This is a genomic window from Amycolatopsis echigonensis (genome assembly GCF_014174495.1).
GTDB classification, from domain to species: domain Bacteria; phylum Actinomycetota; class Actinomycetes; order Mycobacteriales; family Pseudonocardiaceae; genus Amycolatopsis; species Amycolatopsis echigonensis.
In genome coordinates this window covers 1-25,793 of the sequence record NZ_JACJHR010000086.1, presented here as the reverse complement: position 1 = coordinate 25,793, position 25,793 = coordinate 1, and the positions used below count along the sequence as shown (strand labels likewise).

At 68.5% G+C, this 25,793-nt stretch carries 25 protein-coding genes, 1 tRNA gene and 1 other RNA gene; 11 read left to right on the top strand and 16 right to left on the bottom strand.

Annotated elements, in window-relative coordinates; genetic code table 11:
• The first annotated feature begins 215 nt into the window (after window positions 1-215).
• Window positions 216-425 (top strand): hypothetical protein, encoded by a 210-nt coding sequence (locus H5411_RS38240; protein ID WP_101435598.1) that lies wholly within the window; start codon window positions 216-218, stop codon window positions 423-425.
• Window positions 422-1,150, top strand: coding sequence for a hypothetical protein (locus H5411_RS38235; RefSeq protein WP_183126617.1), 729 nt, complete (start codon window positions 422-424; stop codon window positions 1,148-1,150). The genes H5411_RS38240 and H5411_RS38235 overlap by 4 nt, the downstream gene beginning before the upstream one ends.
• Here H5411_RS38235 and H5411_RS38230 read toward each other — a convergent pair.
• The 8 genes from H5411_RS38230 to hutH all read right to left on the bottom strand — a co-directional run bounded on the left by H5411_RS38230 (window position 1,147) and on the right by hutH (window position 10,938).
• Window positions 1,147-1,368: a hypothetical protein gene (locus tag H5411_RS38230; RefSeq protein ID WP_101435600.1), complete on the bottom strand. Its 222-nt coding sequence runs from the start codon at window positions 1,366-1,368 to the stop codon at window positions 1,147-1,149. The genes H5411_RS38235 and H5411_RS38230 overlap by 4 nt on opposite strands.
• 11 nt (window positions 1,369-1,379) lie before the next feature.
• Window positions 1,380-2,507: an inorganic phosphate transporter gene (locus H5411_RS38225; RefSeq protein WP_101435601.1), complete on the bottom strand. Its 1,128-nt coding sequence runs from the start codon at window positions 2,505-2,507 to the stop codon at window positions 1,380-1,382.
• 236 nt (window positions 2,508-2,743) lie between these two features.
• The gene (locus H5411_RS49120; protein ID WP_312878696.1) at window positions 2,744-3,463 is read right to left on the bottom strand and encodes an FAD-dependent oxidoreductase; all 720 of its coding nucleotides are present in this window, start codon (window positions 3,461-3,463) and stop codon (window positions 2,744-2,746) included.
• A gap of 657 nt (window positions 3,464-4,120) precedes the next feature.
• Window positions 4,121-5,266 (bottom strand): imidazolonepropionase, encoded by a 1,146-nt coding sequence (hutI, locus tag H5411_RS38215; protein WP_183126616.1) that lies wholly within the window; start codon window positions 5,264-5,266, stop codon window positions 4,121-4,123.
• Window positions 5,254-6,558 carry a formimidoylglutamate deiminase gene (locus H5411_RS38210; RefSeq protein WP_183126615.1) on the bottom strand — a complete coding sequence of 435 codons (1,305 nt, stop codon included), beginning with the start codon at window positions 6,556-6,558 and terminating at the stop codon, window positions 5,254-5,256. The genes hutI and H5411_RS38210 overlap by 13 nt, the downstream gene beginning before the upstream one ends.
• Window positions 6,555-7,751: an allantoate amidohydrolase gene (locus H5411_RS38205; RefSeq protein ID WP_183126614.1), complete on the bottom strand. Its 1,197-nt coding sequence runs from the start codon at window positions 7,749-7,751 to the stop codon at window positions 6,555-6,557. Before H5411_RS38205 ends, H5411_RS38210 begins: the two co-directional genes overlap by 4 nt.
• Window positions 7,748-9,409, bottom strand: a complete 1,662-nt coding sequence (gene hutU / locus H5411_RS38200) for a urocanate hydratase (protein ID WP_183126613.1) — start codon at window positions 9,407-9,409, stop codon at window positions 7,748-7,750. Before hutU ends, H5411_RS38205 begins: the two co-directional genes overlap by 4 nt.
• Before the next feature lie 2 nt (window positions 9,410-9,411).
• Window positions 9,412-10,938, bottom strand: coding sequence for a histidine ammonia-lyase (hutH, locus tag H5411_RS38195; RefSeq protein WP_183126612.1), 1,527 nt, complete (start codon window positions 10,936-10,938; stop codon window positions 9,412-9,414).
• Between the two features lie 171 nt (window positions 10,939-11,109).
• On the opposite strand from hutH, the gene H5411_RS38190 reads away from it, so the two are divergent.
• The 4 genes from H5411_RS38190 (at window position 11,110) to H5411_RS38175 (ending at window position 15,425) form a co-directional block, all read left to right on the top strand.
• A complete protein-coding gene (locus H5411_RS38190; protein ID WP_101435607.1) occupies window positions 11,110-11,895 on the top strand; it encodes an IclR family transcriptional regulator in 786 nt (261 codons plus the stop codon).
• A 502-nt stretch (window positions 11,896-12,397) separates the two neighbouring features.
• The gene (locus H5411_RS38185) at window positions 12,398-14,005 is read left to right on the top strand and encodes a class I adenylate-forming enzyme family protein (protein WP_220818044.1); all 1,608 of its coding nucleotides are present in this window, start codon (window positions 12,398-12,400) and stop codon (window positions 14,003-14,005) included.
• Window positions 14,002-14,697: a tRNA-dependent cyclodipeptide synthase gene (locus H5411_RS38180; protein ID WP_183126611.1), complete on the top strand. Its 696-nt coding sequence runs from the start codon at window positions 14,002-14,004 to the stop codon at window positions 14,695-14,697. The genes H5411_RS38185 and H5411_RS38180 overlap by 4 nt, the downstream gene beginning before the upstream one ends.
• Window positions 14,694-15,425, top strand: coding sequence for a class I SAM-dependent methyltransferase (locus tag H5411_RS38175; protein ID WP_183126610.1), 732 nt, complete (start codon window positions 14,694-14,696; stop codon window positions 15,423-15,425). The genes H5411_RS38180 and H5411_RS38175 overlap by 4 nt, the downstream gene beginning before the upstream one ends.
• Window positions 15,426-15,781: 356 nt before the next feature.
• Here the strand turns inward: H5411_RS38175 and ssrA are convergent.
• Window positions 15,782-16,156: a transfer-messenger RNA gene (ssrA, locus tag H5411_RS38170) on the bottom strand.
• A gap of 188 nt (window positions 16,157-16,344) precedes the next feature.
• On the opposite strand from ssrA, the gene H5411_RS38165 reads away from it, so the two are divergent.
• The 5 genes from H5411_RS38165 (at window position 16,345) to H5411_RS38145 (ending at window position 20,574) form a co-directional block, all read left to right on the top strand.
• Complete coding sequence (locus H5411_RS38165) at window positions 16,345-17,037, top strand: sensor domain-containing protein (protein ID WP_183126609.1); 693 nt, start codon at window positions 16,345-16,347, stop codon at window positions 17,035-17,037.
• A complete protein-coding gene (locus H5411_RS38160) occupies window positions 17,034-18,167 on the top strand; it encodes a sensor histidine kinase (RefSeq protein ID WP_183126608.1) in 1,134 nt (377 codons plus the stop codon). Before H5411_RS38165 ends, H5411_RS38160 begins: the two co-directional genes overlap by 4 nt.
• Window positions 18,168-18,222: 55 nt before the next feature.
• Window positions 18,223-18,864 carry a response regulator transcription factor gene (locus tag H5411_RS38155; RefSeq protein WP_009073303.1) on the top strand — a complete coding sequence of 214 codons (642 nt, stop codon included), beginning with the start codon at window positions 18,223-18,225 and terminating at the stop codon, window positions 18,862-18,864.
• Between the two features lie 87 nt (window positions 18,865-18,951).
• Window positions 18,952-19,170 (top strand): hypothetical protein, encoded by a 219-nt coding sequence (locus tag H5411_RS38150; RefSeq protein ID WP_101440756.1) that lies wholly within the window; start codon window positions 18,952-18,954, stop codon window positions 19,168-19,170.
• A 102-nt stretch (window positions 19,171-19,272) separates the two neighbouring features.
• Entirely contained in the window at window positions 19,273-20,574 is a 1,302-nt protein-coding gene (locus H5411_RS38145; RefSeq protein WP_183126607.1) for an acyltransferase family protein, read from the top strand.
• Here the strand turns inward: H5411_RS38145 and H5411_RS38140 are convergent.
• The 7 genes from H5411_RS38140 to H5411_RS38110 form a co-directional block, all read right to left on the bottom strand.
• Window positions 20,564-21,460 carry an amidohydrolase family protein gene (locus tag H5411_RS38140; protein ID WP_101435613.1) on the bottom strand — a complete coding sequence of 299 codons (897 nt, stop codon included), beginning with the start codon at window positions 21,458-21,460 and terminating at the stop codon, window positions 20,564-20,566. The genes H5411_RS38145 and H5411_RS38140 overlap by 11 nt on opposite strands.
• Window positions 21,457-21,939: an SsrA-binding protein SmpB gene (smpB, locus tag H5411_RS38135; RefSeq protein WP_037359055.1), complete on the bottom strand. Its 483-nt coding sequence runs from the start codon at window positions 21,937-21,939 to the stop codon at window positions 21,457-21,459. The genes H5411_RS38140 and smpB overlap by 4 nt, the downstream gene beginning before the upstream one ends.
• A gap of 51 nt (window positions 21,940-21,990) precedes the next feature.
• Window positions 21,991-22,884 carry a permease-like cell division protein FtsX gene (ftsX, locus tag H5411_RS38130; RefSeq protein WP_037359041.1) on the bottom strand — a complete coding sequence of 298 codons (894 nt, stop codon included), beginning with the start codon at window positions 22,882-22,884 and terminating at the stop codon, window positions 21,991-21,993.
• A 51-nt stretch (window positions 22,885-22,935) separates the two neighbouring features.
• Window positions 22,936-23,625, bottom strand: a complete 690-nt coding sequence (gene ftsE, locus H5411_RS38125; RefSeq protein ID WP_009073292.1) for a cell division ATP-binding protein FtsE — start codon at window positions 23,623-23,625, stop codon at window positions 22,936-22,938.
• Window positions 23,626-23,723: 98 nt separating this feature from the next.
• Complete coding sequence (prfB, locus tag H5411_RS38120) at window positions 23,724-24,827, bottom strand: peptide chain release factor 2 (protein ID WP_101440757.1); 1,104 nt, start codon at window positions 24,825-24,827, stop codon at window positions 23,724-23,726.
• Window positions 24,828-24,890: 63 nt separating this feature from the next.
• On the bottom strand, window positions 24,891-25,391 hold the full coding sequence (locus tag H5411_RS38115; protein ID WP_101435614.1) for a PadR family transcriptional regulator: 501 nt from the start codon (window positions 25,389-25,391) through the stop codon (window positions 24,891-24,893).
• A gap of 240 nt (window positions 25,392-25,631) precedes the next feature.
• A tRNA-Met gene (locus H5411_RS38110) sits at window positions 25,632-25,705 on the bottom strand.
• Between the last annotated feature and the right edge of the window lie 88 nt (window positions 25,706-25,793).

Below are 25,793 nucleotides of genomic sequence, written 5' to 3'. Positions count from 1 at the left end.
CAAGGTTCTCGCGCAGGGTGCGGGCGATGTCGGTCGTTCCGGGCCGGTTCGCCGCGCCGAGCGGCAGTCCCTACAGGAGCGTCGCCAGAAGGCGGTCAGTTCGAGCGTCAGCGGAACCGCGTCGCCTCCCGCATTCCGCTGGCGCTACAGGGACAGTCCGATTCGTCACCACTGCCGAAGGTCAAGGGCGCGATCGTGCGGCATGATGGGTCACCATGGCTGAACCCACCCTGGCCGAACAGCTCGGCGCTCCACTGCCGGACGGCATTGAATCCCTGCCTGAGCAGCACAAACAGGATCTGGCGGCGGCATTGCGCGACGCCCGGCACCGGCAGGCGCAGGCCCTCGCCCGCGCGGGTGAGGAAAGCCTGAAGTACGTGCCCGCGCTGCTGCGCGGCGCGGTGCGGAAAGCGGTCGGCCTGTGAACCCGGAAATCCTCAAGCTCGCCCGGGTGCTGGACGTCGACCCAGCCCGGCTCAACTACCTCGCCGACGTCGACCAGGGCGAGGTGCGGCTGCTGCGCGAGCAGATGACGACCACGTTGTTCGACGCGAACCTCGTCGTGCTGGAGCGCATGGCGCTGGCGAGCAAGCTGCTGCCGGCCGGGGTGACCGCGAAGATCGCGGAGAAGGTGTTCGGCCCGCTGCTGTGCGCGCGGATCGCCGGGCTGGTCGATGTGTCGCGCGGCGTCGATGTCGCGAAACGGCTGTCGCCGAAGTTCCTCGCCTCGGTCGCCGCGGAGCTGGATCCGCGGCGCGCGACGTCGATCATCACGCGGATCCCGGTGACGACGGTCGTGGCGGTCGCCGAGGAACTGACCCGCCGCGAGGACTGGATCACGCTGGGCCGGTTCGTCGGCCACCTGCCGGACGACACAGTGCGCCGCTGCGTCGGCCTGCTGGACGACGCTGGTCTGCTGCGCACCGCGTATGTGCTGGACGACCCGACCCGGATCTACCACATGCTCAGCCTGCTCGGCGAGGACCGGCTACCCTCGTTGGTCCGCGCCGCCGCGGCGGACGAGTCGCTGTGGGCACCAGCGCTGGACGTGCTGGCCCACCTGAACGAAACTCGCCCGGCAACGGTACGACCGCTGCTCGGCGAGCTTCCGGAAGAACTGCGAGCCCGCGCGGAGGCGGCGCTCGACTAGGCCACGATCAGGTAGATCCCGTATCCGATCACCGCGGCGCAGATCGTGAAGCACACGACCGCGCCGGTCAGCTGAACCGTGCCGGTGCCTCCGTTCGCCCGCGCGGTCACGCGCTCGGACAGCCCGCGCACCCCGTACGCGAACAGTCCGGTGAGCACGACCGCCGCCACCAGCGACACCACGAAAACGATGCCGAGGGCACCCCAGTTGATCGCCATGTCGTCCTCTCTCAGGCCGCGACCGGAGCGGCCTCGGCGGCATCCGGCTCGTTGACAGTGGCCGGCGTGACCGGATTGCGCCGCGACACGAGCCAGATGCCCACCGCGAGCAGCACCCCGACTCCGCCGACGAGGACGGTGCCCCAGCTGCCGCGCGTGGAGACCGCGGCGGCGATAGCCCCGACGATCGCCGCGGCGGGAAGCGTGAGCGCCCAGGCGATCACCATCTTGCCCGCGACGCCCCAGCGGACCTCGGCGAGCTTGCGGCCGAGCCCGGAGCCGATGATGCCGCCCGAGGTGACGTGCGTGGTCGACAGCGCGAAGCCGAGGTGCGACGAGGCCAGGATGACCGCCGCGGAACTCGTCTCCGCGGCAAACCCTTGCGGTGTCTGGATTTCGGTGAGCTTCTTGCCCATTGTCTGGATGATCCGCCAGCCGCCGAAGTAGGTGCCGAGCGCGATCGCCGTGCCGGAGCAGAGGATGACCCAGACCGGCGGACTGGACCCCGGCGCGAGCGAACCGCCCGCGATCAGCGCGAGCGTGATGACGCCCATCGTCTTCTGCGCGTCGTTGGTGCCGTGCGCGAGCGAAACCAGGCTGGCCGAAAGCACCTGGCCGGTTTTGAAGCCCTTGCCGACGACGTCCTGGCGGGACTTCGCGGTGATCCGGTAGACGAGGAAGGTGCCGACGAGCGCGACGACGCCCGCCACCACCGGCGACGCGACCGCCGGGATGAGCACCTTTTCGACGACCTTCGTGAAATGCACCGCGTCCGCGCCGGACGCGATCCAGGTCGCCCCGATCAGCCCGCCGAACAGCGCGTGCGACGAACTCGAGGGCAGCCCGACGAGCCACGTCACGAGGTTCCAGACGATGGCCCCGACCAGTCCGGCGAAAATCACCACCGGCGTGACCTTGGTGTCGTCGACGATTCCGCCGGAAATGGTTTTCGCGACCTCGATCGAAAGAAACGCGCCGACGAGATTCAATACCGCGGAGATCGCGACCGCGACCCGGGGCTTCAGCGCACCGGTGGCGATAGAAGTGGCCATGGCGTTGGCCGTGTCGTGGAACCCGTTGGTGAAGTCGAAGGCCAGCGCCGCGACGATCACCACCAGGACGATGAGAGAAAAGTCCATGCCCGCTCTCCGGTTTGAGTGTCCTGCGGGAATGACGGTACCGACGCGAAGGGTGTCTCCAGATCCCTCAGCGAGTGGCCAGTAGTTGAACTCTGAATGAACTGGATCTTGCCAGCGGCCAGGGTTTTCGCCCGTTCACCTGCTGGTCCTTTTTCATCGTTGCCCGAGCGGTTCGAGACCGCGCTCAAGGGTGGGCGCGCGGGCAGGAACTCTGCCCCCGCGCACTTCCCGGGCCTTCAGGAAACGGGTATGCGGGATATTTCCGGCAATGGGTTCTGGCCCAGATGCTCCGCCCCGGTAGCCGCGGACTCGCGTACCGCGTCGAACCCGTACCGGCGCATTTCCGCTTCGTATTCCCCGATCGCGGCCGGCTGGCCGCTGCTCAACGCGGCGGCGAGTGCGGCACCGTCGCGCATCGCGGTGTTCGCCCCGGCCCCGGCGGCCGGGCTCATCGCGTGGATCGCGTCGCCGGCCAGACACACGCGCGACGGCTCCCACGGCCCGGTTGGCACGCTGGTCCGGATCGAAACGAGGAACGGCGAATCCGGGAGCCAAGTTTCGACTATCCGGCGCACCCGCGGATGCCAGTCCGCGACCCGGTCAAGCACGAACTTCCGCATCTCGTGCCCGGACAGCGCGCGGAGTTCGTCGTCGGTCTGTCCGAAGATTTCCTGGCGCGCACCGAAAGCGCAGGCCAGGTACGGCTCGGCGGGGCTGAGCCGAACCCGCGGTGCGAGGCGCGCGCACACGTCGGCGATCGGCTCCGGATAGTCGACCGGCGCGAAGCCGATCATCTGCTTCTCCGGCCCGGAAACAATGGTGAACACGGCGAACATCTCCGGGTCGAACAGTTCCCGGTTCGCGGCGGTGAGCGGCAACTTCGCGTGCAGCTGCCGCAATCCGGTGTCGGCGACCCGCGCGTGCGGCAGGTATTGCCAGCGCACCGGCGAATTCACGCCGTCCGCGCCGACGAGAACCGCACCGCGCGCGTGTCCCGTCGGCGAAGGGCACGATCACGCCGTTGTCATGCGATTCGTACCGGACGAACTCTTTGCCGAAGCGGACGTTGCCGAGTCCCTCGAACAGGATCTGCCGTAGGGTGAACCGGTTGACGTTGCGCTGCACTCCGCCGTCGTCCAGCACGAACTCGGTGAGCGGCGCCAGCTGGCTGTTGTAGATCGTGATGGCGTTGCGCGGCTGGCCCGAGGTGACCAGGAACAGCTCGTGCAGGTGGGGTGGCAGGACTTCCCGCAGCGCCTGGTCGCCGCGGGAATCGATGTGCAGCCGATAACCCTGCCGGCGCGCGTCCAGCGGGAATCGCGTTCGTAGACCTCGCACGGGATCCCGGCTTTGCGCAGCCCCTGGGCGAGGCACAGCCGGCCGAGCCCGGCCCCGATCACGAGCACGGTGTCGTCGGCGTTATTCGCCATCCGCGAAGTCCCTTCCGTACCAACGTTCTGGTTCGAGAGGGACGCACTGGGCTGGCCCGCTTGAGCCGGGCGCTCGGAAAGAGAGCGAATGAGCCGTCCGGCCTAACCCATACCGGACAATGGCCTTTCGCGCGTCCTGTTCCGTTGCACGCTAGCGCAGCCGCGGACTCCGTCGCCACCTGATCAACGCAGCTTTGCCCCTTTCCGCCACACCGCGTGGGTCAACGGGACCCCGGGCCGATAAGCGAGATGCGTCGTCGACGGGGCGTCGAGTACGTGCACATCCGCCCGCGCACCCGGCCGCAGGTACCCGAAGTCATCACGACGAAGCGCCCGTGCGCCGCCGGCCGTCGCCGACCACACGGCCTCGTCCACGGTCATCCGCATCTGCAGCACGGCCGTCGTCACGCAGAACGCCATCGACGTGGTGTACGAGCTGCCCGGATTCGCGTTGCTCGCCAACGCGACCGTCGCGCCAGCGTCGAGCAACCGGCGCGCCGGAGCAAGCGACTGCCTCGTCGACAAATCGCACGCGGGTAACACCGTCGCGACCGTGTTGGACGACGCGAGCGCCTCGACGTCAGCGTCGCTCAGGTACGTGCAGTGGTCGACGCTCGCCGCGTCCAGTTCCACAGCCAACCGCACACCGGGGCCCTCGCCGAGCTGATTGCCGTGCACCCGCAGCCCAAGCCCGCGCTCCGCCGCCGCCTTGAGCACCCGCGCCGACTGCGCCTCGTCGAACGCCCCGGTCTCGCAGAACACATCGGCCCACCGCACATGCGGAGCGACCGCGTCCAGCATCTCGCCACAGACCAAGTCCACATAGGACTCCGCATCGGCGCCCGGTGGGACGAGATGCGCCCCGAGGAACGTCACCTCGTCGGCGACCTCGCCAGCGATCCGCGCCGACCGCGCCTCGTCCGCGACCGTGAGGCCGTAACCGGTCTTCGTCTCCAGGCAAGTGGTGCCCTGCGCAGCCGCTTCCTCGACATGTCGACGCAGATTCGCCGCCAGCTGCTCGTCCGAAGCCGCCCGCGTCGCCTGGACGGTGACGGCGATTCCGCCTGCCGCGTAAGCCTGTCCGGCCATCCGCGCCTCGAACTCCGCGGTGCGGTCGCCCGCGAACACGAGGTGGGTGTGGCTGTCGACCCACCCGGGCAGCACAGCGCGGCCCTCGACGTCCACGCGCTCGTCGGCGTCTGGAGCCTGCGCGGCCGGACCGGCCCACGCGACGGTCTCGCCGTCGAGCACCAGCGCGGCGTCGCGGAGCTTGCCCAGCTCCGGGTCGTTCGTGGTGAGCTCGCCGATTCCGGTGATCAGAACTGCCACAGCGCCTCGATCTCCTTGGCCAGTACGGTTTCCGGTCGTTCGATCAGCACGTGCGCACCGTCGCGCACCACTTCCCGTCCGGCCACCACCACGGTACGGACGTCCGCGGCCGCGGCGGCGAACAGCACGCCGGACGGTTCGATCCCGGCCGTGCGCACCGTGTCCGTCGCGACGGTGACCAGGTCCGCCCCGGCACCGGCTACGAGGGTGCCGGTTTCCGGCCAGCCCGCGGAGATGTGTTCGGTGCCGGCGCCAAGCAGCTCTTCCGCGGTGAACCGGCCGCGTTCCTCGCTGGCGAGCCGGTCGTCCAGCTCGAGCGCCCGGGTCTCCTCGAACGCGTCGACCACCGCGTTGCTGTCGCTCCCGATCCCGAGCCGCACGCCCGCGTCGAGCAGGCTCCGGGCCGGTCCGATGCCGTCGCCGAGGTCCCGTTCGGTGGTGGGGCAGAAGCACACGCCGCTTCGGGATTCGCCCAGCCACTTGATGTCCTGCTCGGTCAGGTGCGTCGCGTGCACGGCGGTGAGCCGCTCACCGAGCACGCCGTAATCCCAGAGCAGCCCGGTCGGCGTCCAGCGGTACACGGCCTCGCACTGCTCGTTCTCCGCGCGCTGTTCGGACAGGTGGATGTGCAACGGCCGGTCCTCCGGCACCGCGTTGTCCACCTTCGGCAGCTCGTACTCCGGCACCGCGCGCACCGAGTGGATCGCCCCACCGACACGGAAGAGGTCGTCTTCCTTCAGCAGCGCGACGCGTTCCGCCCAGTTTTCGGCGGAACCGTCCGAAAATCGCTGCTGCACCTCGTCCGGCGGCACACCGATGCCGCCCGCCAGATAGCAGGTGTCGAGCAGCGTCATCCGGATCCCGGCGTCCCGCGCGGCCTGCCGCAACGCGTCGCCCATGGCGTTAGGCGACGCGTACGGCTTGCCGTCCGGCCCGTGGTGCAGATAGTGGAACTCGGCCACGCTCGTGTAGCCCGCCAGCACCATCTCGGCGTAGACGCCCCGGGCGAGCCGGTAGTACGAATCCGGATCGAGCCGGGCGGCGAGCGAGTACATCCGCTCCCGCCACGTCCAGAACGTGCCCCGCTCGTGGTGCGTCCGGCCCCGCAGCGCGCGGTGGAACGCGTGCGAATGCCCGTTGGCGAACCCCGGCAGAGTCAGTCCATTGAGGACAGTTCCGGTCTTCTGCGCGTTCGCGGTCACCGAAACGATCCGGCCGTCGGCAATCTCGATCCGGACCGCTTCCGCGACTCCGTCGGGCAGCCAGGCCCGTTCGCACCAGTACGTCGTCATCGCGCGAGCCGCTCCAGCACCTCGGCCAATGCCCGAGCACCAGCCTCGACGTCGTCCGCCTCGGCGAATTCCTCCGGAGCGTGGCTGATCCCGGTCGGATTGCGGACGTAGAGCATCCCGGACGGCACGAAACCCGCCAGGATCGCCGCGTCGTGCCCGGCACCGGTCGGCAGCTCGGGCGGATTGCCCAGCCACTCCCCCAGCGACCGCCGCAGCGCGTCGTCGAACACCACGTCGTCGGAGTACGACTCGCGCGTGACCGCCAGTTCGCACCCTTCGGCTTCCGCAGCCGCACGCGCAGCCTGCGTGATCTCCTCGACCAGCTCCGGGGTCGAAGTGCCCGGCACCCGCGCGTCCAGCCATAGGTCCACAGTGGACGCGATCACGTTGGTCCCGCCCGGCGTGGGCACCAGCCGTCCCACGGTCGCCCGCGCGTCCGACAACTTCCGCGCCAACTGCCGCGCCGCCACCACAGTCTCGGCGGCGGGCAGCATCGGATCCACGCGGTCCTCGAGCAACGTCGCACCCGCGTGGTTTCCCTGCCCGGCAAAGGAGAACCGCCAGCGGCCGTGCGCGATCACCGTACTGCCGACCGCCACCGGCGAGCCGAGGTCGACCAGCCCCCTGCCCTGTTCGACATGCAGTTCCAGGAACTGCCCGATCAACCCGAGCCGATCGGGGTCCGCGCCGACGCGGTCCACGTCCAGCCCGGCCTTCGCGGCGGCCTCGGCGAATGTGACGCCGGACGGATCACGCAGCGCCCGGGCCCGGTCCGCGTCGATCGTCCCGGTGAGCAGCCGCGAGCCGAGACACGGCACGCCGAAGCGTCCGCCCTCCTCCTCGGCGAAGACCACCACCGCGAACGGCTTGGCCGGACACAACACCCTGGCCTGCAACGCTTCCACTGCCGCCAGCGCACTTACGACGCCGAGCGGCCCGTCGAACGCGCCGCCTCCCGGCACCGAGTCCAGATGGCTGCCGGTGACGACCGCGTCCGTGCCGGGAGCGCCCCACCATGCCCAGAGGTTGCCGTTGCGATCCGTCTCGACGTCGAGGCCCAGCTGCTGCGCCCGTTCGACGAACCACGTGCGCAGGTCGTGCTCCGGCGCATCGAACGCGTGCCGTGAGTAACCGCTGCGGCGGGCGTCGCGCCCGACGTCGGCGATCTCGGCGAGCAGCCCGGATGCAGTCACGCCTGCTCCCACATCGGCACCCGCACGCCGCGCGCGTCGGCGACCTCGGCCGCCCGGTCGTATCCGGCGTCGACGTGCCGGATGACGCCCATGCCCGGGTCGTTCGTGAGCACCCGCTCCAGCTTCTGCGCGGCCAGCGGCGTGCCGTCCGCCACGCTCACCTGCCCGGCGTGGATGGACCGGCCCATGCCGACCCCGCCACCGTGGTGAATGGACACCCAGCTCGCCCCGGACGAGGTGTTGACCAGCGCGTTGAGCAGCGGCCAGTCGGCGATCGCGTCGGAGCCGTCGGCCATGCCCTCGGTCTCGCGGTACGGCGAGGCGACGCTGCCCGAGTCGAGGTGGTCGCGGCCGATCACGACCGGGGCCTTCAGCTCGCCGCTGGCCACCATCTCGTTGAAGCGCAGGCCGGCCAGGTGCCGTTCGCCGTAGCCGAGCCAGCAGATCCGGGCGGGCAGGCCCTGGAACGCGACGCGCTCGCCGGCCATCTTGATCCAGCGGGCCAGCGATTCGTTCTCCGGGAACAGCTCGAGCATCGCGCGGTCGGTCGCGGCGATGTCCTCCGCGTCGCCGGACAGCGCGGCCCAGCGGAACGGCCCGTTGCCCTCGCAGAACAGCGGCCGGATGTAGGCGGGCACGAAACCGGGGAAGTCGAACGCGCGCTCGCAGCCGCCGAGTTTCGCCTCGCCGCGCAAGGAGTTGCCGTAGTCGAACACCTCGGCGCCGCGGTCGAGGAACCCGAGCATCGCGTCGACGTGGTCGGCCATCGACTCGCGCGCCCGGTCGGTGAACTCGTCCGGCTTCTTCGCCGCGTAGTCCTGCCAGTCCTCCACGCTGACGCCCTTGGGCAGGTAGGACAGCGGGTCGTGCGCGGAGGTCTGGTCGGTGACGATGTCCACCTCGACGTCGCGGCGCAGCAGCTCCGGCAGCACCTCGGCGGCGTTGCCGACCACACCGACCGACAGCGGACGCCGCTCCTTCTTCGCCGCGGTGACCCGCCGGATCGCGTCGTCCAGGTCGTCGGCCACCTCGTCCAGGTAGCGGTGCTCGACCCGGCGGTGCGCACGCTGGGCGTCGACCTCGATGCACAACGCCACGCCATCGTTCATCGTGACCGCCAGCGGCTGCGCGCCGCCCATGCCGCCGAGGCCGGCGGTGACGGTGAGCGTGCCGCGCAGCGTTCCGCCGAACCGCTTCTTCGCCACCGCGGCGAACGTCTCGTAGGTGCCCTGCAGAATGCCTTGCGTGCCAATGTAAATCCACGAACCGGCGGTCATCTGGCCGTACATGGTGAGGCCCTGCTGCTCGAGCCGGCGGAACTCGGGCCAGGTCGCCCAGTCGCCCACCAGGTTCGAGTTCGCGATCAGCACCCGGGGTGCCCATTCGTGCGTGCGGAACACGCCGACCGGCTTGCCGGACTGGACCAGCAGCGTCTCGTCCTGCTCCAGCGCGGTCAGCTCGCGCGTGATCGCATCGAAGCTCGCCCAGTTGCGCGCGGCGCGGCCGGTGCCGCCGTAGACCACGAGGTCCTCGGGACGCTCGGCGACCTCCGGGTCGAGGTTGTTGTGGAACATCCGCAGCGCGGCCTCGGTCTGCCAGTTCTTCGCGGTCAGCGAGGTGCCGCGGGCGGCTCGGACGGTACGGGCGGTGCTAGTCATGCTCAGGCCTCCAGTTCGGCCGCGGCCAGGACAGCGCCCGACCGCACGAGTTCTTCGGCGGCCGCGATCTCGGGCGCCAGGTGACGGTCGGGGCCAGGACCCTCGACCTTGGTGCGCAGCAGGTCCCGGACGCGTCCGGTGACCGGCGAAGGCTGCAGCGGAGCGCGGAAATCGAGCGCGCGGGCCGCGGTGAGCAGTTCGACGGCGAGCACGGTGGTCAGACCGTCGACCGCCTTGCGCAGCTTGCGCGCGGCGGACCAGCCCATCGACACGTGGTCCTCCTGCATCGCGCTGCTCGGGATCGAGTCGACCGAGGCGGGCACCGCGAGCCGCTTCAGTTCGCTGACCACGGCGGCCTGCGTGTATTGCGCGATCATGTGCCCGGAGTCGACCCCGGGGTCGTGCGCGAGGAACGGCGGCAGCCCGTGCGAGCGAGCCTGGTCGAGCATCCGGTCGGTGCGGCGTTCGGCGATGCTCGCCACGTCCGCCACCGGCACCGCGAGGAAGTCGAGCACGTACGCGACCGGCGCGCCGTGGAAGTTGCCGTTCGACTCCACCCGGCCGTCGGCCAGCACCACCGGATTGTCCACAGCGGACTGCAGCTCCCGGTCCGCGACCAGTTCCGCGTGCGTGAGCGTGTCCCGCGCCGCACCGTGCACCTGCGGCGCGCACCGCAGCGAGTACGCGTCCTGCACCCGGTTGCAGTCCGGGCCGCGGTGGCTTTCCACGATCTTCGAGCCCTGCAGCGCCGCGAACATCCGCGCCGCGCTGGTCGCCTGCCCAGGATGCGGACGCAGCGCCTGCAGATCAGCGGCGAACGCGCGGTCGGTGCCCAGCAGCGCCTCGACGCTCATCGCCGCGGTGAGGTCCGCGACGTCCAGCAGCCGGTGCAGATCAGCAGCGGCGAGCAGCAGCATGCCGAGCATGCCGTCGGTGCCGTTGGTGAGCGCGAGGCCCTCCTTCTCGGCCAGCACGATCGGCGTGATCCCGGCCGCCCGCAAGGCGTCCGCGGCGGGCTTCCGCTCACCCGCGTGGAACACCTCGCCCTCGCCCATCAACGCCAGCGCGACCGCGGCCAGCGGCGCGAGGTCGCCGGAGCAACCGAGCGAGCCGTACTCGTGCACGACCGGCGTGATGTCCGCGTTGAGCAGCGCCGCAAGCGTTTGCGCCGTCTGCGGGCGCACGCCGGTGTAGCCGCTGGCCAGCGTGCGCAGGCGCAGCAGCATCAGGGCCCGCACCACCTCCGGCTCCACCGCGGGCCCGGCGCCCGCGGCGTGCGAGCGGATCAGGCTGCGCTGCAGCGCGGTGCGGCTCTCGACCGGGATGTGGCGCGTGGCGAGCGCGCCGAACCCGGTCGAGACCCCGTAGGTCGGCGACGTGGCGTCGGCGAGGTCTTCGATGTGCTGGCGGGTGGCGGCGAGGTTCTTCTCGACCGTCTCGGCGAGCCCGACGTGCGCGTGCCCACGGACGATGTCGACGACCTGCGCCGCGGTCATCGGCTTCGAGCTCAGGAGGACTGGTTCCGGCATGCCGCCATTGCACCTCCCGGCGGGCCTCGGCGACAGAGCGGAGTTCGCGGTAGTGTCTGGTATCCAAGACAAGACGTGGCGAGGGCCTCGACCACCTGCGCGAAGGGACCCCTCATACTCCGTTCGGGCAGTGCGAGGGGTCCCCTCGCACCCTTACCGGAGGAGGCGGCAGTGAGCAGTTCCGACGTTCCCGCCCTGCGCAACGGCCTCTCCGTGCTGCGCCTGCTCGCCGGCCACGCCGGCCCAGTCTCGGCCGCCGCCATCGCCCGCGACCTGGAATTGCCCAGGTCGACGACGTATCACCTGCTCAACGAGCTGACCGCGGCCGGTTTCGTCACCCATCTGCCCGCCGAACGCCGCTACGGCCTCGGCATCGCCGCCTTCGAACTCGGCTCGGCCTACCTGCGTCACGACCCGCTGGAGCGGCTGGCCGGCCCGCTGCTGCGCAAGCTGGTCGACCGCATCGGCCACACCGCGCACCTGGGCGTCCTGCACGGCAACGAATCGCTGTACCTGATCAAGGAACGCCCAGCCCGCCCGGAAACCCTGGTCACCGACGTCGGCGTGCGCCTGCCCGCGCAACTGACCGCGTCCGGCCGCGCGATGCTGCAGCACCTGCCCGCCGCACACGTCCGAGCCCTGTTCCCGGCCGCCGCGTCGTTCGTCCTGCGCACTTCGCGCGGACCTAATTCGCTCGCCGCGCTACGCCGCACGTTGGCGGCCGAACGTCGCCTGGGCTGGTCTGTGGAAGACGGTCACGTGACAGCGGGCTTCGCCTCTGTCGCCGCTCCAGTGTTCGACCACGGCTCCCGCCCGATGGCGGCGATCAGCGTGACGCTGCGCCACCTCTGCCCAGACGACGGTCCCTGCGAAGAAACCTTCCCCGATCTAGCCGAAGCCGTCGCCGCGACAGCCGCGACGCTCACCACGCACATCGGCGGCACCCGCCCGGCGTGAGATCAGGGGTTCGGGACGCAAAACCCCACCTCCCGGCAATTCGCCAGAAATGCCGACCCCAGAACGTTGGTACAAACGCAGCATAGTTTCGACCGCGCATTCCAGCCAAGACAAAACCGACACAACGACACTCTGCCGCCGCGCGTGTCCCCCACTTGTCGCAATACCGGCATTGCCCGCCGCCAATGGACGATTGACAGCCACTATCCCCTCCGGTATAGCTCTAATGGGGCTTAAAGCGAAACTCAAAACATCAGGGGGCTTGAGTGGATTCGCTTCAGGACGTTTCTGCTTGTTTGCTTGCCGGTCACCGGTAGGCCATCTTCACTGATCCGGGTATCGCGGGGGCGGCACCCGGATCAGCATTGCTCTGCCATCCCACCATTCCCGCACAGCGATTCGCGCGCAATGCGACTCGCTGCGATGACCCTTGTCCGCATTCGGGCGAGGGCGGCAACCGGCCTTGTGCTGCCGAACAGCACCGCATAGGAGCATTTCACCGATGAAACCCAACTGGGCCTTCAGCCTGGGCGAACTGTTCGATCACCGAAGCAGTTCCGGCAAGCCCATGACGTTCCACCTGTCCCGGCCGCTGGACATTGACCGGGAAAACCGCTCGACGCTCGACCTCCCCGCATTGGCGTCCCTGGTCCGGGAATCCGCGGGCGTGCTGAGTGAAGCGGGCGTAAAACCCGGCGACCGAATCGCCGTCTACAAAGCCAATCATTTCGACTGCATTCTTCTGGCCGCCGCGATCTCCCGGATCGGCGCGGTCGCCGTGATGCTGTCCGGCCTGCTGGGAAAGGAAGCCGCACAAAGCCTGATCCGCCGCGCAGAACCTTCGGCGGTCGTCACCGACGCCGAACGCATCGAACGCGCGGAAATCTCGCCCGCGGTGTTCCCAGATCTCGCCGGAAAGATCTTCAGCGTCGACGGAGACTCCCCGCACGCGCAGACCTACGCGGACCTCAAAGCAGAGCCCCACCTGCACGCCGTCCCCCGCCGGGACGACGAACTCCTGATGCTCACCCACACCTCCGGCACCACCGGCATTCCCAAGCTGATCATCTTCCCGCCGGCCACCATTCAAAAACAAATGGCCAGGCTGGAATGCCGCCATTTCCCGCCCCTGACGTTCCGCCGCAACGACGTAGTGGCCATGTTCACGCCCTACGTGCACGCCCGGGCCTTCACCTGGATCTATTCGGTGCTGACCCTGTCCCCGGCCACCGTACTGGCCATGGACGACAGCTCCCCGGACGTGGTCGACCGCGTTTTCCGCCAATACCGGCCGACGTTCATGGAAGCGCTGCCCATCGATTACTCGGCCATGGCTCCGCTCATCCGCACCGGCGCGAACAACCCGTTCGCCCACATCCGCCTGTTCGCCGGAAACTTCGACGCGATCCGCTGGCCGGTGATCCGCCGCTTCCTGAACGCGTCCCGGCACCCGTTCCCGCTCTGGCGCGACGGTTACGGCCAGTCGGAAACCGGCGGCATGGGCATGACCGTGCTCTCGCGCCGCGCCGCGAACCGCCCGCGCGACCACAAACCCGGCCCGCGCGTCGTAGGCCGCCCGATGCCCGGTTTCGTCACCCTCAAGATCGTCGATCCCACGACTTTCGAACCGGTCGAACGCGGCCGCCCCGGACTGGTTCTGGCCAAGACAAAGGCCCGCTGCGCCGGCTACTACGGCGAACCCGAACGCTGGAAGGAGAAACTGGTGGGCGACTGGTGGAACACCGGCGACATCGGCATCCTCACCCCGACTGGAGCGCTGAAGATCGTCGACCGCGAGGTCAACTTCGCGTCCGGCATCGGCTACCTGGAATTCGAAGACACCCTGGTAGACCGCCTGCCGGAAGGCTCCGACGTCGCGATCCTCCCCCGCGAAAACGACCTGCCGCTCCCCATCGTCGCCACGCGAGACGGCCGCCTGGACGACACCGACTGGTCCCGAGCCCGCACCGGCCTGCCCGCTCTGGCGGATCCCGTCGTCATCGCCACGACGGACATGCCAAGGACCGCGACCGGAAAGATCGTCCGGGAAGAACTGCGCCGCACGCACCTGAACACCGTGGCCACCCCCGGCACCGGACGTTGGACATGATCAGCAACGGCTTCAGCGTCGAACCCTTGACCACGTCCTGCCGCGAAGTCTGGGAATCCCGCCGCCACGCGGTCTTCGGCGTCAGCCCCGGCAACAGCTATTTCAATGTCGACCGCCTGCGCGCCACGTTGGACTGGCTGCAAACGGAATTCAAGCAAATCGACGTCATCATCCCCGACAGCGCCCTGAAACACACCTTTATCGCGCTCGGGTACGACGAAGGCAAGGCAGCGAAGAAGGCACGATCAGAAACCAACGTCCTGCGCAACCGAGTACTCCGAGCCTGGACCGACCTAGACGGCCCAAGACCCACCGACGGCCTGCACCGCATGTCCGAACTCTCGGCAAACCCCACCTACACCGAGGTTTTGGCACACTGCGCCCACCTGACCGCCACGGACCCGGTCCTGGCCGACGCCAGCACAGAAATGACCAAAGAAGTCCTAGCCGCCAAAGGACTAGTCGGCGACGCCACCCCGGCCCAAATCACCGAAGCGAAAAACTACCTCATCGCCGAACTGCCGTTCTTCGTGTCTTCCTGCAGAATTTTCGACGTAGACGCCTCCCTGAATTTCTACCACCAGCCCCTCCCCCTGGCGAACGTAATCTTCTCGGACACCTCAGCCCTGAAACCGGACCCCGGCCAGGGCTACGACACAATCCGCCCGCCTGAGCACGGAGACACTCGATGACCGACCAATATGACCAGGTAGCCGCCACTTTCGCCGACGTGGAAGCGGTGATCAGCTTCGTCCGGGAAAATCTGGAATGGCCGTCCTTCAAAGAACTCCTGGGCGACCTGCAAGGACTGCGAGTCCTGGACGTAGGCTGTGGCGAGGGCAGCTTCACCCGCCGAATCCAGCAGTTGGGCGCCGCGCACGTAGTAGGCACGGACCTGTCCGCCGGCATGATCGCCCTTGCCCGGCAAGCGGAAGCGCGGAACCCGCAAGGCATCACCTACGAGGTCCAAGACCTGGCGACAATGCCGCCCCAGGGCGAGTTCGACGTAGTGACCGCGATCCACGTTCTGCACTACGCGGACACCCGGGAAACCATGCAAACCATGGCGAAAACCATGCACGCCAACCTCAAACCCGGCGGCAGGCTGGTGGTCCTGAGCGCGAACGCCAACTCCAGCGAAGAATCCGAAACCGCGGCCGGCTTCCGGACCTACCGCCCGGCCAACCCGCAGGAAGGCGCCAAGTTCAAGGTCGCAGTCCTGACGACGCCGCCCACGGAGATCGAAGTACACCACTGGCCCACCGAGACAATCGTGGACGTCCTGGAGACCGCAGGCTTCACCAACGTCACGTGGGCCCCAGTGAAACCCGCCGCAACCGTCGCCCCAGCCGACCGAACCCGAGCCGAACGCTGCGCGAAAAACCCCACAAGCCTAACCATCACAGCCACAAAGCCCTAACCCCGCCAAACCGCCGCGAGCCAAGCCGCACGGACTCGCGGGCACAGCGATTGACTGGACTGACTCCACGCCCCGACCTCGATCAGGCCTCCGCACCACGCCGACACGTCGACGAAGGTCCGCAACGCCCCGCCCGCCACACACCCCATGAGATCGACTCCCACGACCAACGCTCGCGCCGAACTTCAACCCCGCCGCCTCGCAACGAACTCAACAAACCCACCCAAACCAACCACCACGATGGAGGTCCAGGGGGCGCAGCCCCCTGGCGGGGGTTTGGGGGTCCGACCCCCAAAGACAACAACGAAGAAGAGCCCTGGCCAACGCGCAAGCGTGGCAGGGCTCTCCCGCGAATCGAGTGGAGGTGCCGGGAATTGAACCCGGGTCCTCTAGCGCATCCTCAAGGCTTCTCCGTGCGCAGTCCGCTCTGTCTCTGCTTGACCCCTTCAGTCACGCGAACAAGCTGAAGTGACGGGCCCAGCCACTGTTTGCTTCCCTGCCAGTCCCCGTGGCCGGGACTGGAGGTGAGCCTCCTAGCTGATGCCGGCGACCGGGTCGGAGGCGACCCCGGGCCGACAGACTTGCTCTACTGCGATCAGGCAGCGAGAGCGAAGTCGCGCTGGCTATTGGCCTTGGCGCTTATTAGGTTGCGATGACGCTTACGGTGGTCTCTCGCCTGCACCGGCACGCTTCCCTTGATTCAACGTCCAGAGTCGAAACCGTTCACCCCCTTGTAGGTGTTCGTAACTCAACCATCATAACGCGTCCGGCAACCCGATAATTCCGGCATGGGCCTGCGGCTCCGCCTGACCGGGGTAGGGCTGTCCCCACCTCGAAGATGCCCGCTCGCCCCCTGGTTGCCCGGGACCCGGTCCGGCCATGCTGAGCAGGTCAGTTTCCGCAGTGAGGGAGCCCCGCCATGGTCACCGTGCCCGCCGGTCGCAGCTTTGGGCGCCGCACTCCGCCGTTGGGCGGGGCGCTGGCGTATCTGCTGCTCAACCTGCCTGTCGGCATCCTCTCGTTCACTCTCATCGTGACGCTGGGGTCGGCCGGGCTGGGGACGCTCGTCGTGTGGCTCGGCGTTCCGCTGCTCGGGCTGCTCATCCTGTTCGCGCGGACCGCGGGGCGGGTCGAGCGGGGGCGGGTGTTCGCGCTGCTGGACGTGTATGTCGACGATCCGTATCTGCCGTTGCCGCCGTCCGGCCAGAAGCAGCGCTGGCTGACCCGGCTGAAGGATCCGGCGACCTGGCGCGACCTGTCGTACCTGTTCCTGCTCTTCCCGCTCGGCCTGGTGGAGTTCGTGCTGGTCGTGACGATGTGGGCGGTCAGCCTGGGCCTGGTCGCGCTGCCGATCTACTACCGCTTCCTTCCGGACGGCGTCTACGCCTTCCCGAGCTACGATGTGCGGTGGTTCGTCGTCGACTCGACGGTGACCGCGCTGCCTTGGGCGGCGCTGGGGGTGCTGTTCGCCGCGATCGCCGTGGCCCTGACCAAGGGGCTGGCGGCCCTGCACGCGGCGTTCGCGACCAGGCTCTTGCGGCCCACGGTCGCCCAGCGGCGGCGCATGGAGCGCTCGTGGAACGAGATCGACGGGATCACGGTGGCCGGATGACTGCGCAAGACCCGCCTCCGGAGCACCCTCGTCCGCATCCGGCTCGCACGATCGGCTACCTGATCCCGTCTTTCGTGCTGCGCCTGCTGCAGTTCATCCTCATCGTGGTCGGCGGGACCCTCGGCACGGCGACCCTCATCATCTGGATCGGCTTCCCGATCCTGCTGGCCGTCACCGGCTTCATCCGCTGGTCAGGCGACCTGGAACGGCGCTGGGCCCGGCGGATGCTCGGCACCCCGCTCGGCCCCGTCGAGCGGCTGCCGCTGGACGGGCAGCCGATGACCCGCCGCTGGCTGACCCGGCTGTCCGACCCGACGACCTGGCGTGACCTGGCTTACCTGATGGTCGCGTTCCCGCTGTCGATCGTCGAGTTGCCGATCGCGCTCGCGTCGATCGTGCTGCTGCCGATGGCGATCTGGGTGACGCCCTGGCTGGGCTGGCTGCACGGCAACCTGGCGCTGTCATTGCTAGGCCCGAACCGCACCAAGAAGCTCGAGAAAAAGGCCGAGCACCTGCAGGCGTCGCGGGCTCGTGGCGTGGACGCCGCGGAGGCCGAGCGTCGCCGGATCGAGCGTGACCTGCACGACGGCGCTCAGCAGCGGCTGGTGGCCGTCGCGATGAGCCTCGGCCGGGCGAAGTCGAAGTTCGACCACGACCCGAACGCGGTGCGCGACCTGATCGACGAGGCCCATTCGGACGCCAAGCTCGCCGTTTCCGAGCTGCGCGACCTTGCCCGCGGCATTTACCCCGCCGTGCTAGGCGACCGCGGTCTCGACGCGGCGCTGTCCGCACAGGCCGCGAAGTCGCCGATCCCGGTGGACGTGCACGTCGACGTCGAGCCCCGGCCGCCGGCCGCGGTCGAGACCACCGCGTACTTCATCGTCGGCGAGACCCTCACCAACATCGCCAAGCACTCCGGCGCGACCGAGGCGACGGTGAAGGTGTGGCGTTCGGACACGCACGTCATCACCGAAATCACTGACAACGGCCACGGCGGCGCGGAGGTTCGCCCTGGCGGCGGGCTCGCCGGACTGGCCGACCGAGCGGCGACGATCGACGGCGTGATCACCGTCGTGAGCCCGGTCGGCGGACCGACGGTCATCAGAGCGGACCTGCCGTGTCAATGGTGACCCGTTCGTGAGTGAATAGCCCGGGAGCTTTTCACTCACGGACCTGGGGGCTTTGATGCGGGTAGTGATCGCCGAAGACGCCGTGCTGCTTCGTGCGGGAGTCACCCGGTTGCTCGCCGACGAGGGCATTGAAACCGTCGCCGCGGTCGACAACGGCGACGACCTGCTCGGCGCGATCACCGAACACCGTCCTGACCTGGCGATTGTCGATGTCCGGATGCCGCCGACGTTCACCGACGAGGGCTTGCGGGCCGCACTGGCGGCCCGCAAGGAGATCGCGGGCCTGCCGGTGCTCGTGCTCTCCCAGTACGTCGAGGAAAGCTACGCCGTCGAACTGCTGTCCGGGGGTGCCGGAGGCGTCGGCTACCTGCTGAAAGAGCGTGTCGCCGACGTGGACGAGTTCCTGGACGCGGTCCGTCGTGTCGCGGACGGCGGCACCGCCATCGACCCGGACGTCATCGCCCAGCTGATGGCCCGCGGCCGCCGCAACCCGCTCGATTCACTCACCGCGCGCGAGTCCGAGGTGCTCGGCCTGATGGCCCAGGGACTGTCCAACAACGCGATCGCGAACTCGCTGGTGGTGTCGCACGGAGCGGTCGAAAAGCACATCGGCAACATCTTCTCGAAGCTCGGTCTCGAGGCCAGTTCTGAAGAACATCGCCGGGTTCGCGCGGTCCTCACCTACCTGGGCCGGTAAAACCCTCACTCGAACTGACGGCAGCCCGGCCCGGGGTCCCTCGCCTACCATGGACTGATGCCGTCCGAGCCGAGCGAGGAGAACCCGATGTCCGACCGCTGCGTCCGCTTCTTCGGCGGGCCGCTCGACGGCCGGGTGCAGGAACTCGCCGACGAGGAACCGGTGCCGGGCACCGTCGTGCGGCACATCCACCTGCACGGCGGCCCGAAAATCGAGACGCGGTACGAACTCGGCCTCACCGAGGGCGGCTGGGCGTACCGGGTCCAGGCGCACGAATCCGAACCGGAACCGGACACCCTCTCCTAGCCGGGTAGGGGAAACCCCACCCCGCGCCGCCTGCTGACCCGACCCCGTTTTCGGTGGTCTGCACCGCTGTTTCCGCGCCCGGAAACCGACAGGCTCGTCAGCATGACGACGAGCCAGCTGCAGACGCGCGGCACCAGGGCGACCCGGGACAGATTCCTCGACGTGGTACGCGCGGGAGCGATCCTCGCAGTGGTCGCGCAGCACTGGACGATGCCGGTGCTTTCCTTCTCCGGCAACACTCTTGCCACCGGCAACGCCCTCGCGACACCCGGCTGGTGGCTGATCACCTGGGCTTCGCAAGTGATGCCCCTCGTCTTCTTCGCCGGTGGCGCGGCGAACCTGATCTCCTTGCGCCGCGCGGAATCCACTCGCGCCTGGTTCGCCGGACGCGTTCGCCGGCTGCTCGTCCCTGTGCTGCCGCTGATGGCGGTGTGGCTTGTCGTGCCGGATCTGTTGCACGGCATGGGAGTTCCGCCGCAACCAGTCCAGGTGGCCAGCGCGATCGCCGCGCAACTGCTGTGGTTCCTCTCGGTCTACCTGCTCACCGTGCTGCTCACGCCGCTGATGGTCGCCGCACACCGACGCTGGGGGCTCGCGGTTCCGGCGGTACTAGCCGGACTGGGCGTTCTTGTTGACGTGGCAAGGTTTTCCCATCTCGGCCTGATCGGATACGCCAACGCCGTCATCGTCTGGGTGGCCGTGCACCAGCTTGGTTTCCACTACGTCGAAGGCCGTCTCAGCTCGCTCAGCCGTCGTGCCGCGCTCACCGTCTCCGCCGCCGGCTTCGGGGTGACGGCCCTGCTGGTCGCGTTCGGCCCGTACCCGGCGAGCATGATCGGGATGCCGGGCGCGCCGGTGTCCAACATGAGCCCGCCGACCGTTCTCCTGCTGTTCCTGGCGCTCGGTCAGATCGGCTTCCTGCTGGCGTTCCGCGACAAACTCGTCTCGCTCCCCCGCGTCACCGCGGCGCTCGGCTGGCTCAGCCCCCGATTCATGTCGGTCTACCTGTGGCACATGCCGGCGCTGGTCGTGGTGTCCGGGGTGACCGTCCTCGGCCTCGGCTACTCGACCCCGACCCCGGGTTCGTCGTTGTGGTTCCTGATGGTGCCCGCCTGGATCGCCGTGTGCGGCGCGGTACTGCTGGGCCTGCTGCGCCTCTTCGAGCGCTTCGAGACGCAGCCCGACGGCGTGATCGTGACCGCCCGAACGCCGCAGCTGGTGCTGGCGGGTCTGCTCGCTTCCGGCGGCCTCCTGGGCCTGGCCGCGCACGGGTTCGCACCGCTGCGTGACGGACTGCTGACCGGTCCGCTGCCGTGGGTCGCGCTGGTCGCGGCCGGGTACGCGCTGGCCGGACGTCAGGTGTCGATGCCGAGGAGCCGGGCCCTCGTGGCGGTCAAACGCTGAGCAGCTTGGCGGGGGTGTCGTGCAGCACCGCTCGCAGGAACGGCTCGCCAAGGCGATCGTCGGCTGCCCAGCCGGCGATCGCCTGCAGCTGCGTGGCGTAGGAGTACGGGATGTTCGGGAAATCGGTGCCGAGGACCACGCGGTCGGCCACCTCCGCCAACCGGGCCGTCCAGTCCGGCGGCAGCGGAGACATCGCCTCCGCGAACGGCACGCCGACCATGGTGGTGTCGAGATGCACTCGCGGGTAGCGGGCCATCAGCTCGAACGCGGTGGTGAACTGGGGCATCGCCGCGTGCGCGAGGACGGCGGTGAGCCGAGGATGCCGTCGCAACACTTCTTCGAACACCTCGAGCCCGGTGAAATCGCCGCGCAACGGTCCGTGTCCACAGTGGATCACCACCGGCACCCCCGCTTCGGACAGCGAACCCCACACCGGGTCGAGCAGCTCGTCTCGCGGGTCGTACGCACCGACCTGCACGTGTGCCTTGAAGCACCGGGCCCCCGCGCGCAACGCACTGTCCACTGAGGACGCCGCGCCCGGCTCCGGGTAGAACGTGCCGGTAGGCACCGCTTCGGGCACCTGTTCGGCGAACTCCAGCGCCCACGACGTGAGCCACTCCGCCATGCCCGGCTTGTGCGGGTACACCAGCGGCGCGAAAACCTTCACGCCCAGTGCCCGCAGCGTTTCGATCCGCTCCGCCTCCGGAGTGCGGTAGTGGATCGGCCACGGCGTGCCGTAATGCTGTTCGGCGCGGTCGAAATAGGCCCACACCTTGTCCAGCACGGATTTCGGCAGGAAGTGGACGTGCAGGTCGACGATCCCGTCGAGGCCGAGCCCGGCGATCCAGCCCGGGACGTCGGCGTCGGTGGCCGGACCCGGGCTCACTCCGTGAACCGGCCCTTCAACGCCCGCCCCATCGCGCGGCTGATGTCCTTCTGCGCGTCGCGTTTGGCCAGCGTCTGCCGTTTGTCGTAGGCCTTCTTGCCTCGGGCCAGCGCGATCTCGACCTTGACCTTGCCGTCCTTGAAGTACATCGACAGCGGCACGAGCGACAGACCGCTTTCCTTGGTCTTGCCGATGAGCCGTTCGATCTCGCGCCGGTGCAGCAGCAACTTCCGCGTGCGCCGCGGCATGTGGTTGGTCCAGGTGCCCTGGGTGTACTCGGGGATGTGGACGTTGCGCAGCCACACCTCGCCGTCGTCCACCGTCGCGAACGCGTCCACAAGGGAGGCCTTGCCGGCCCGGAGGCTTTTGACCTCGGTGCCCTGCAGCACCATCCCGGCCTCATAGGTGTCCAGGATGGAGTAGTCGTGCCGAGCCTTGCGGTTCGACGCGATGACCTTCTGTCCACGTTCTTTGGGCATACCGACCACTTTACGTGATGCGTCCGACGGCGAGCAGCCGATTTGCGGCCGCTAGTGCCGCACGTACAGGCGCAGCGTGACGTACCCGGTGATCGCCGAGATCACGATCGACACCGCCAGCAGGATCGGCGCGACCGGGAACAGCACCTCGAGCGTGGTGATCTGCGGGAACACTTCGCCGGTGAAGACCGTGTCGAGGAAGGACAGCTTCGTCAGCAGCAGGAACACCACCCCGAGCACGGCGCCGACCGTGCCGGCGACCACCGCCTCCAGGAGGAACGGCAGCTGGGTATACCACCGCGTCGCGCCCACCAGGCGCATGATGCCGACTTCCGTCCGCCTCGTGAACGCCGAAACCTGAATAGTGTTCGCGATCAGCAGGAGTGCGGCGACGGCCATGATGAGCGCCATCACGAACGCGATGTTCCGGACGCCGTTGAAGACGTTGAAGACGCGGTCGAGGAACTTCTTCTGGTCGTCGACCTTCTTGACGCCGGGCTGGCCGGTGTACTGCTTGATGATCGCGTCGGACCGGTCCGGGTCCTTCAGCTTCACCTGCAGCGAGGCGGGCAGCGCCTCGGGACCGGTCAGCTCGAGCAGTTCGGGCTGGCTCGCGAAGATCTTCTTGAACCGGTCGTAGGCCTGGTCGCGGTTCTCGTAGACGACCGATTCGACGCCGGGGTTGTTCTGCAGCGACTGGCGGAGCCCGTTGCAGAGCGCCTGCGTGCAGTTCTTGTCGTTCGCGCTCACGTCGTCGACCAGCGAGACCGAAACTTCGACTTCGGCGAGGAAGTTCGCCTTCATCTTGTCGATCGTGCGCACGGCGAGCAGACCGCCGCCGAGCATGGCGAGCGAGACCGCGGTGGTGAGGATCATCGCGATGGTCATCGTGACGTTCCGGCGCAAACCGGTGACGACCTCGCTGAAGACGAAACTGGCACGCATCGCTCTCGTGATTCCTTGGTTCGGGGCGGGAAAGGGCGGGGGCGGTGGGCGTCAGCGGCCGATGCCGTAGACGCCCCGGGCGTCGTCGCGGATCACGCGACCGAGCTGCAGCTCGACGACCCGCCGCCGCATCGAGTCCACGATGGAATGGTCGTGCGTGGCCATCAGCACGGTGGTGCCGGTGCGGTTGATCCGCTCCAGCAGCAGCATGATGTCCTGGCTGGTGTCCGGGTCGAGGTTCCCGGTGGGCTCGTCGGCCAGCAGCACGAGCGGGCGGTTCACGAACGCGCGGGCGATCGCGACGCGCTGCTGCTCGCCGCCGGAGAGCTCGTTGGGCAGCCGGTCGGCCTTGCCGTCGAGGCCGACGAGTTCGAGCACCTCGGGCACGACCTTGCGGATCGTCGGCCGCGGTTTCCCGATGACCTCGAGGGCGAACGCGACGTTTTCCGCGACGGTTTTGTTGGCCAGCAGCCGGAAGTCCTGGAACACGCAGCCGATGGTCTGGCGCAGGCGGGGGACCCTGCGCCGGGCGAGTTTGGCGACGTCGAAGTTCGACACCATGACCCGTCCCTTGGAGGGCACTTCTTCCCGCAGCAGCAGCCGCAGGAACGTCGACTTCCCGGAACCGGACGGGCCGATGAGGAAGACGAACTCACCCTTGTCGATCTCGACCGACACCCTTTCGAGGGCGGGACGGGTCGAGGTCTTGTAGACCTTGGAAACCTCTTCGAGCCGGATCACGGTTCGGCATACTACCCATGGGCCCCGTTAAGCCCGGGTTGCCGGTGCCTTGGGTGACCCGCGCCTCGTCCGGGCGCGGGTCGGCGCGCCGCCGCGGATCAGACCGCGTTCGTCTGCTTCCGCCAGCGGATCCCGGCTTCGAGGAAACCGTCGATGTCGCCGTCGAGGACCGCGCTGGGGTTGCCGACCTCGAATTCGGTCCGCAGGTCCTTCACCATCTGGTACGGGTGCAGCACGTAGGAGCGCATCTGGTTGCCCCAGCTGGAGCCGCCGTCCTTGAGCGCGTCCATTTCGGCCCGTTCCTCCTCCTTCTTGCGCTGCAGGAGGCGCGCCTGGAGGACCTTCATCGCGGCCGCCTTGTTCTGCAGCTGCGATTTCTCGTTCTGGCACGAGACGACGATGCCGGTCGGGATGTGGGTGAGGCGGACCGCGGAGTCGGTCGTGTTGACGCTCTGCCCGCCGGGGCCGGACGAGCGGTACACGTCGACGCGGATGTCCTTTTCGGGGATGTCGACGTGGTCGACTTCCTCGACCTCGGGCAGGACCTCGACGTGCGCGAAGGACGTCTGCCGGCGGCTCTGGTTGTCGAACGGCGAGATCCGCACGAGGCGGTGGGTGCCTTGTTCGACCGAGAGGGTGCCGTAGACGTAGGGCGCGGTCACCTTGAAGGTCGCGGACTTGATGCCCGCTTCTTCGGCGTAGGAGATGTCGAAGACGTCGGTCGGGTAGCCGTGGCGCTCCGCCCAGCGCAGGTACATGCGCAGCAGCATTTCGGCGAAGTCGGCCGCGTCGACGCCGCCCGCTTCGGAGCGGATGTTGACGACGGCGTTGCGGTCGTCGTACTCGCCGGACAGCAGGGTGCGGACTTCGAGCGCGTCGATGTCTTTCCCGAGGTCGGCGAGGTCGCCCTCGGCCTCGGTCATGCTGCTGCTGTCGCCTTCGTCGGCGGCGAGCTCGTAGAGGACGCCGAGGTCGTCGAGCCGCTGGCGCAGTTCGGAGACGCGGCGCAGCTCGGCCTGCCGGTGGGACAGCTGGCTGGTGACCTTCTGGGCTTCCTCGACGTTGTCCCAGAGGGTGGGGCTGGACGCCTGCTCCTCGAGTTCGGCAACCTGCGCGCGCAGCGCCTCGAGGTCCATCACCGACTCGATCTGGGTCAGCTTGCCGGTCAGGTCCTTGAGGGCCGCATCGAACTCATCGCTCACGTCGACCAAGGTTACGGCAAAACCCACGACCGGTTGCGAACCGGTCGTGGGGCCGGGCGCCGCTCAGGCCTGCGGGATCGAGTCGAGCAGCTTCAGGGCGGCCTTGGCCTGCGCCTGGGCGAACTCGGCGACGGCCTTGGCGTACGGGCCGTCGGCGGTCTTGGCGGCGTTCTTGGCCTCTTCGAGCTGCGCCTGGTAGGTGGTGCGGGCGCTGTCGAGCAGGGCGCCGCGCTGCTTGGGCGTCAAGGAGCCGGCGTGCACGAGCCGCAGGATGAGCGGGCTGCGCAGGTGGTCGGGTCCGGCCTCGGACGTGAGCCACGTCTTGAAGGCCTTCTTGCCTGCCGCCGTGAGCACGTACTGCTGGCTCGAACGGGGTCCCTGCTTGCCGAGCCGGACGAGACCCTCTTTCGAGAGCGCCGGGAGCTCGCGGTAGACCTGGCTGCGGGTGACACTGAAGAAGGCGCCGAAGCGCTCGTCGGCGCCCGAGACGAGCTGCCCGCCGGTGGCGGGGCCGTCGTGGAGCAGACCGAGCAGAGCGGCGGCGGTTGCATTCAATTCGGACACCCCTCTACGGTCCCACTTATCCGCCGCTGTGTCCACAGTGGTCACGAATCAGTCCATTGTGGCCAGCGGCAACCCCTCTAACAGCCCAGTCCGCAAGTATGTCCACAGTAGACTCTGCCACGCTCCGCAACCACCGCCGAAACGATCACCGGCCCGCAACCACCACCCGAGCGACGGCCAAATGGCGCACGAAAAAGGCCGGGGCCCGTGCACCTGCACGAGCCCCGGCCTTCATCCACGTAGCGGGGACAGGATTTGAACCTGCGACCTCTGGGTTATGAGCCCAGCGAGCTACCGAGCTGCTCCACCCCGCGTCGTTGTAAAAACAACACTACACCCCCCGCTTCCCCCCCCCTCCCCCCCCCCCCCCCCACCCCCCACCACCACAACAACACCAACACC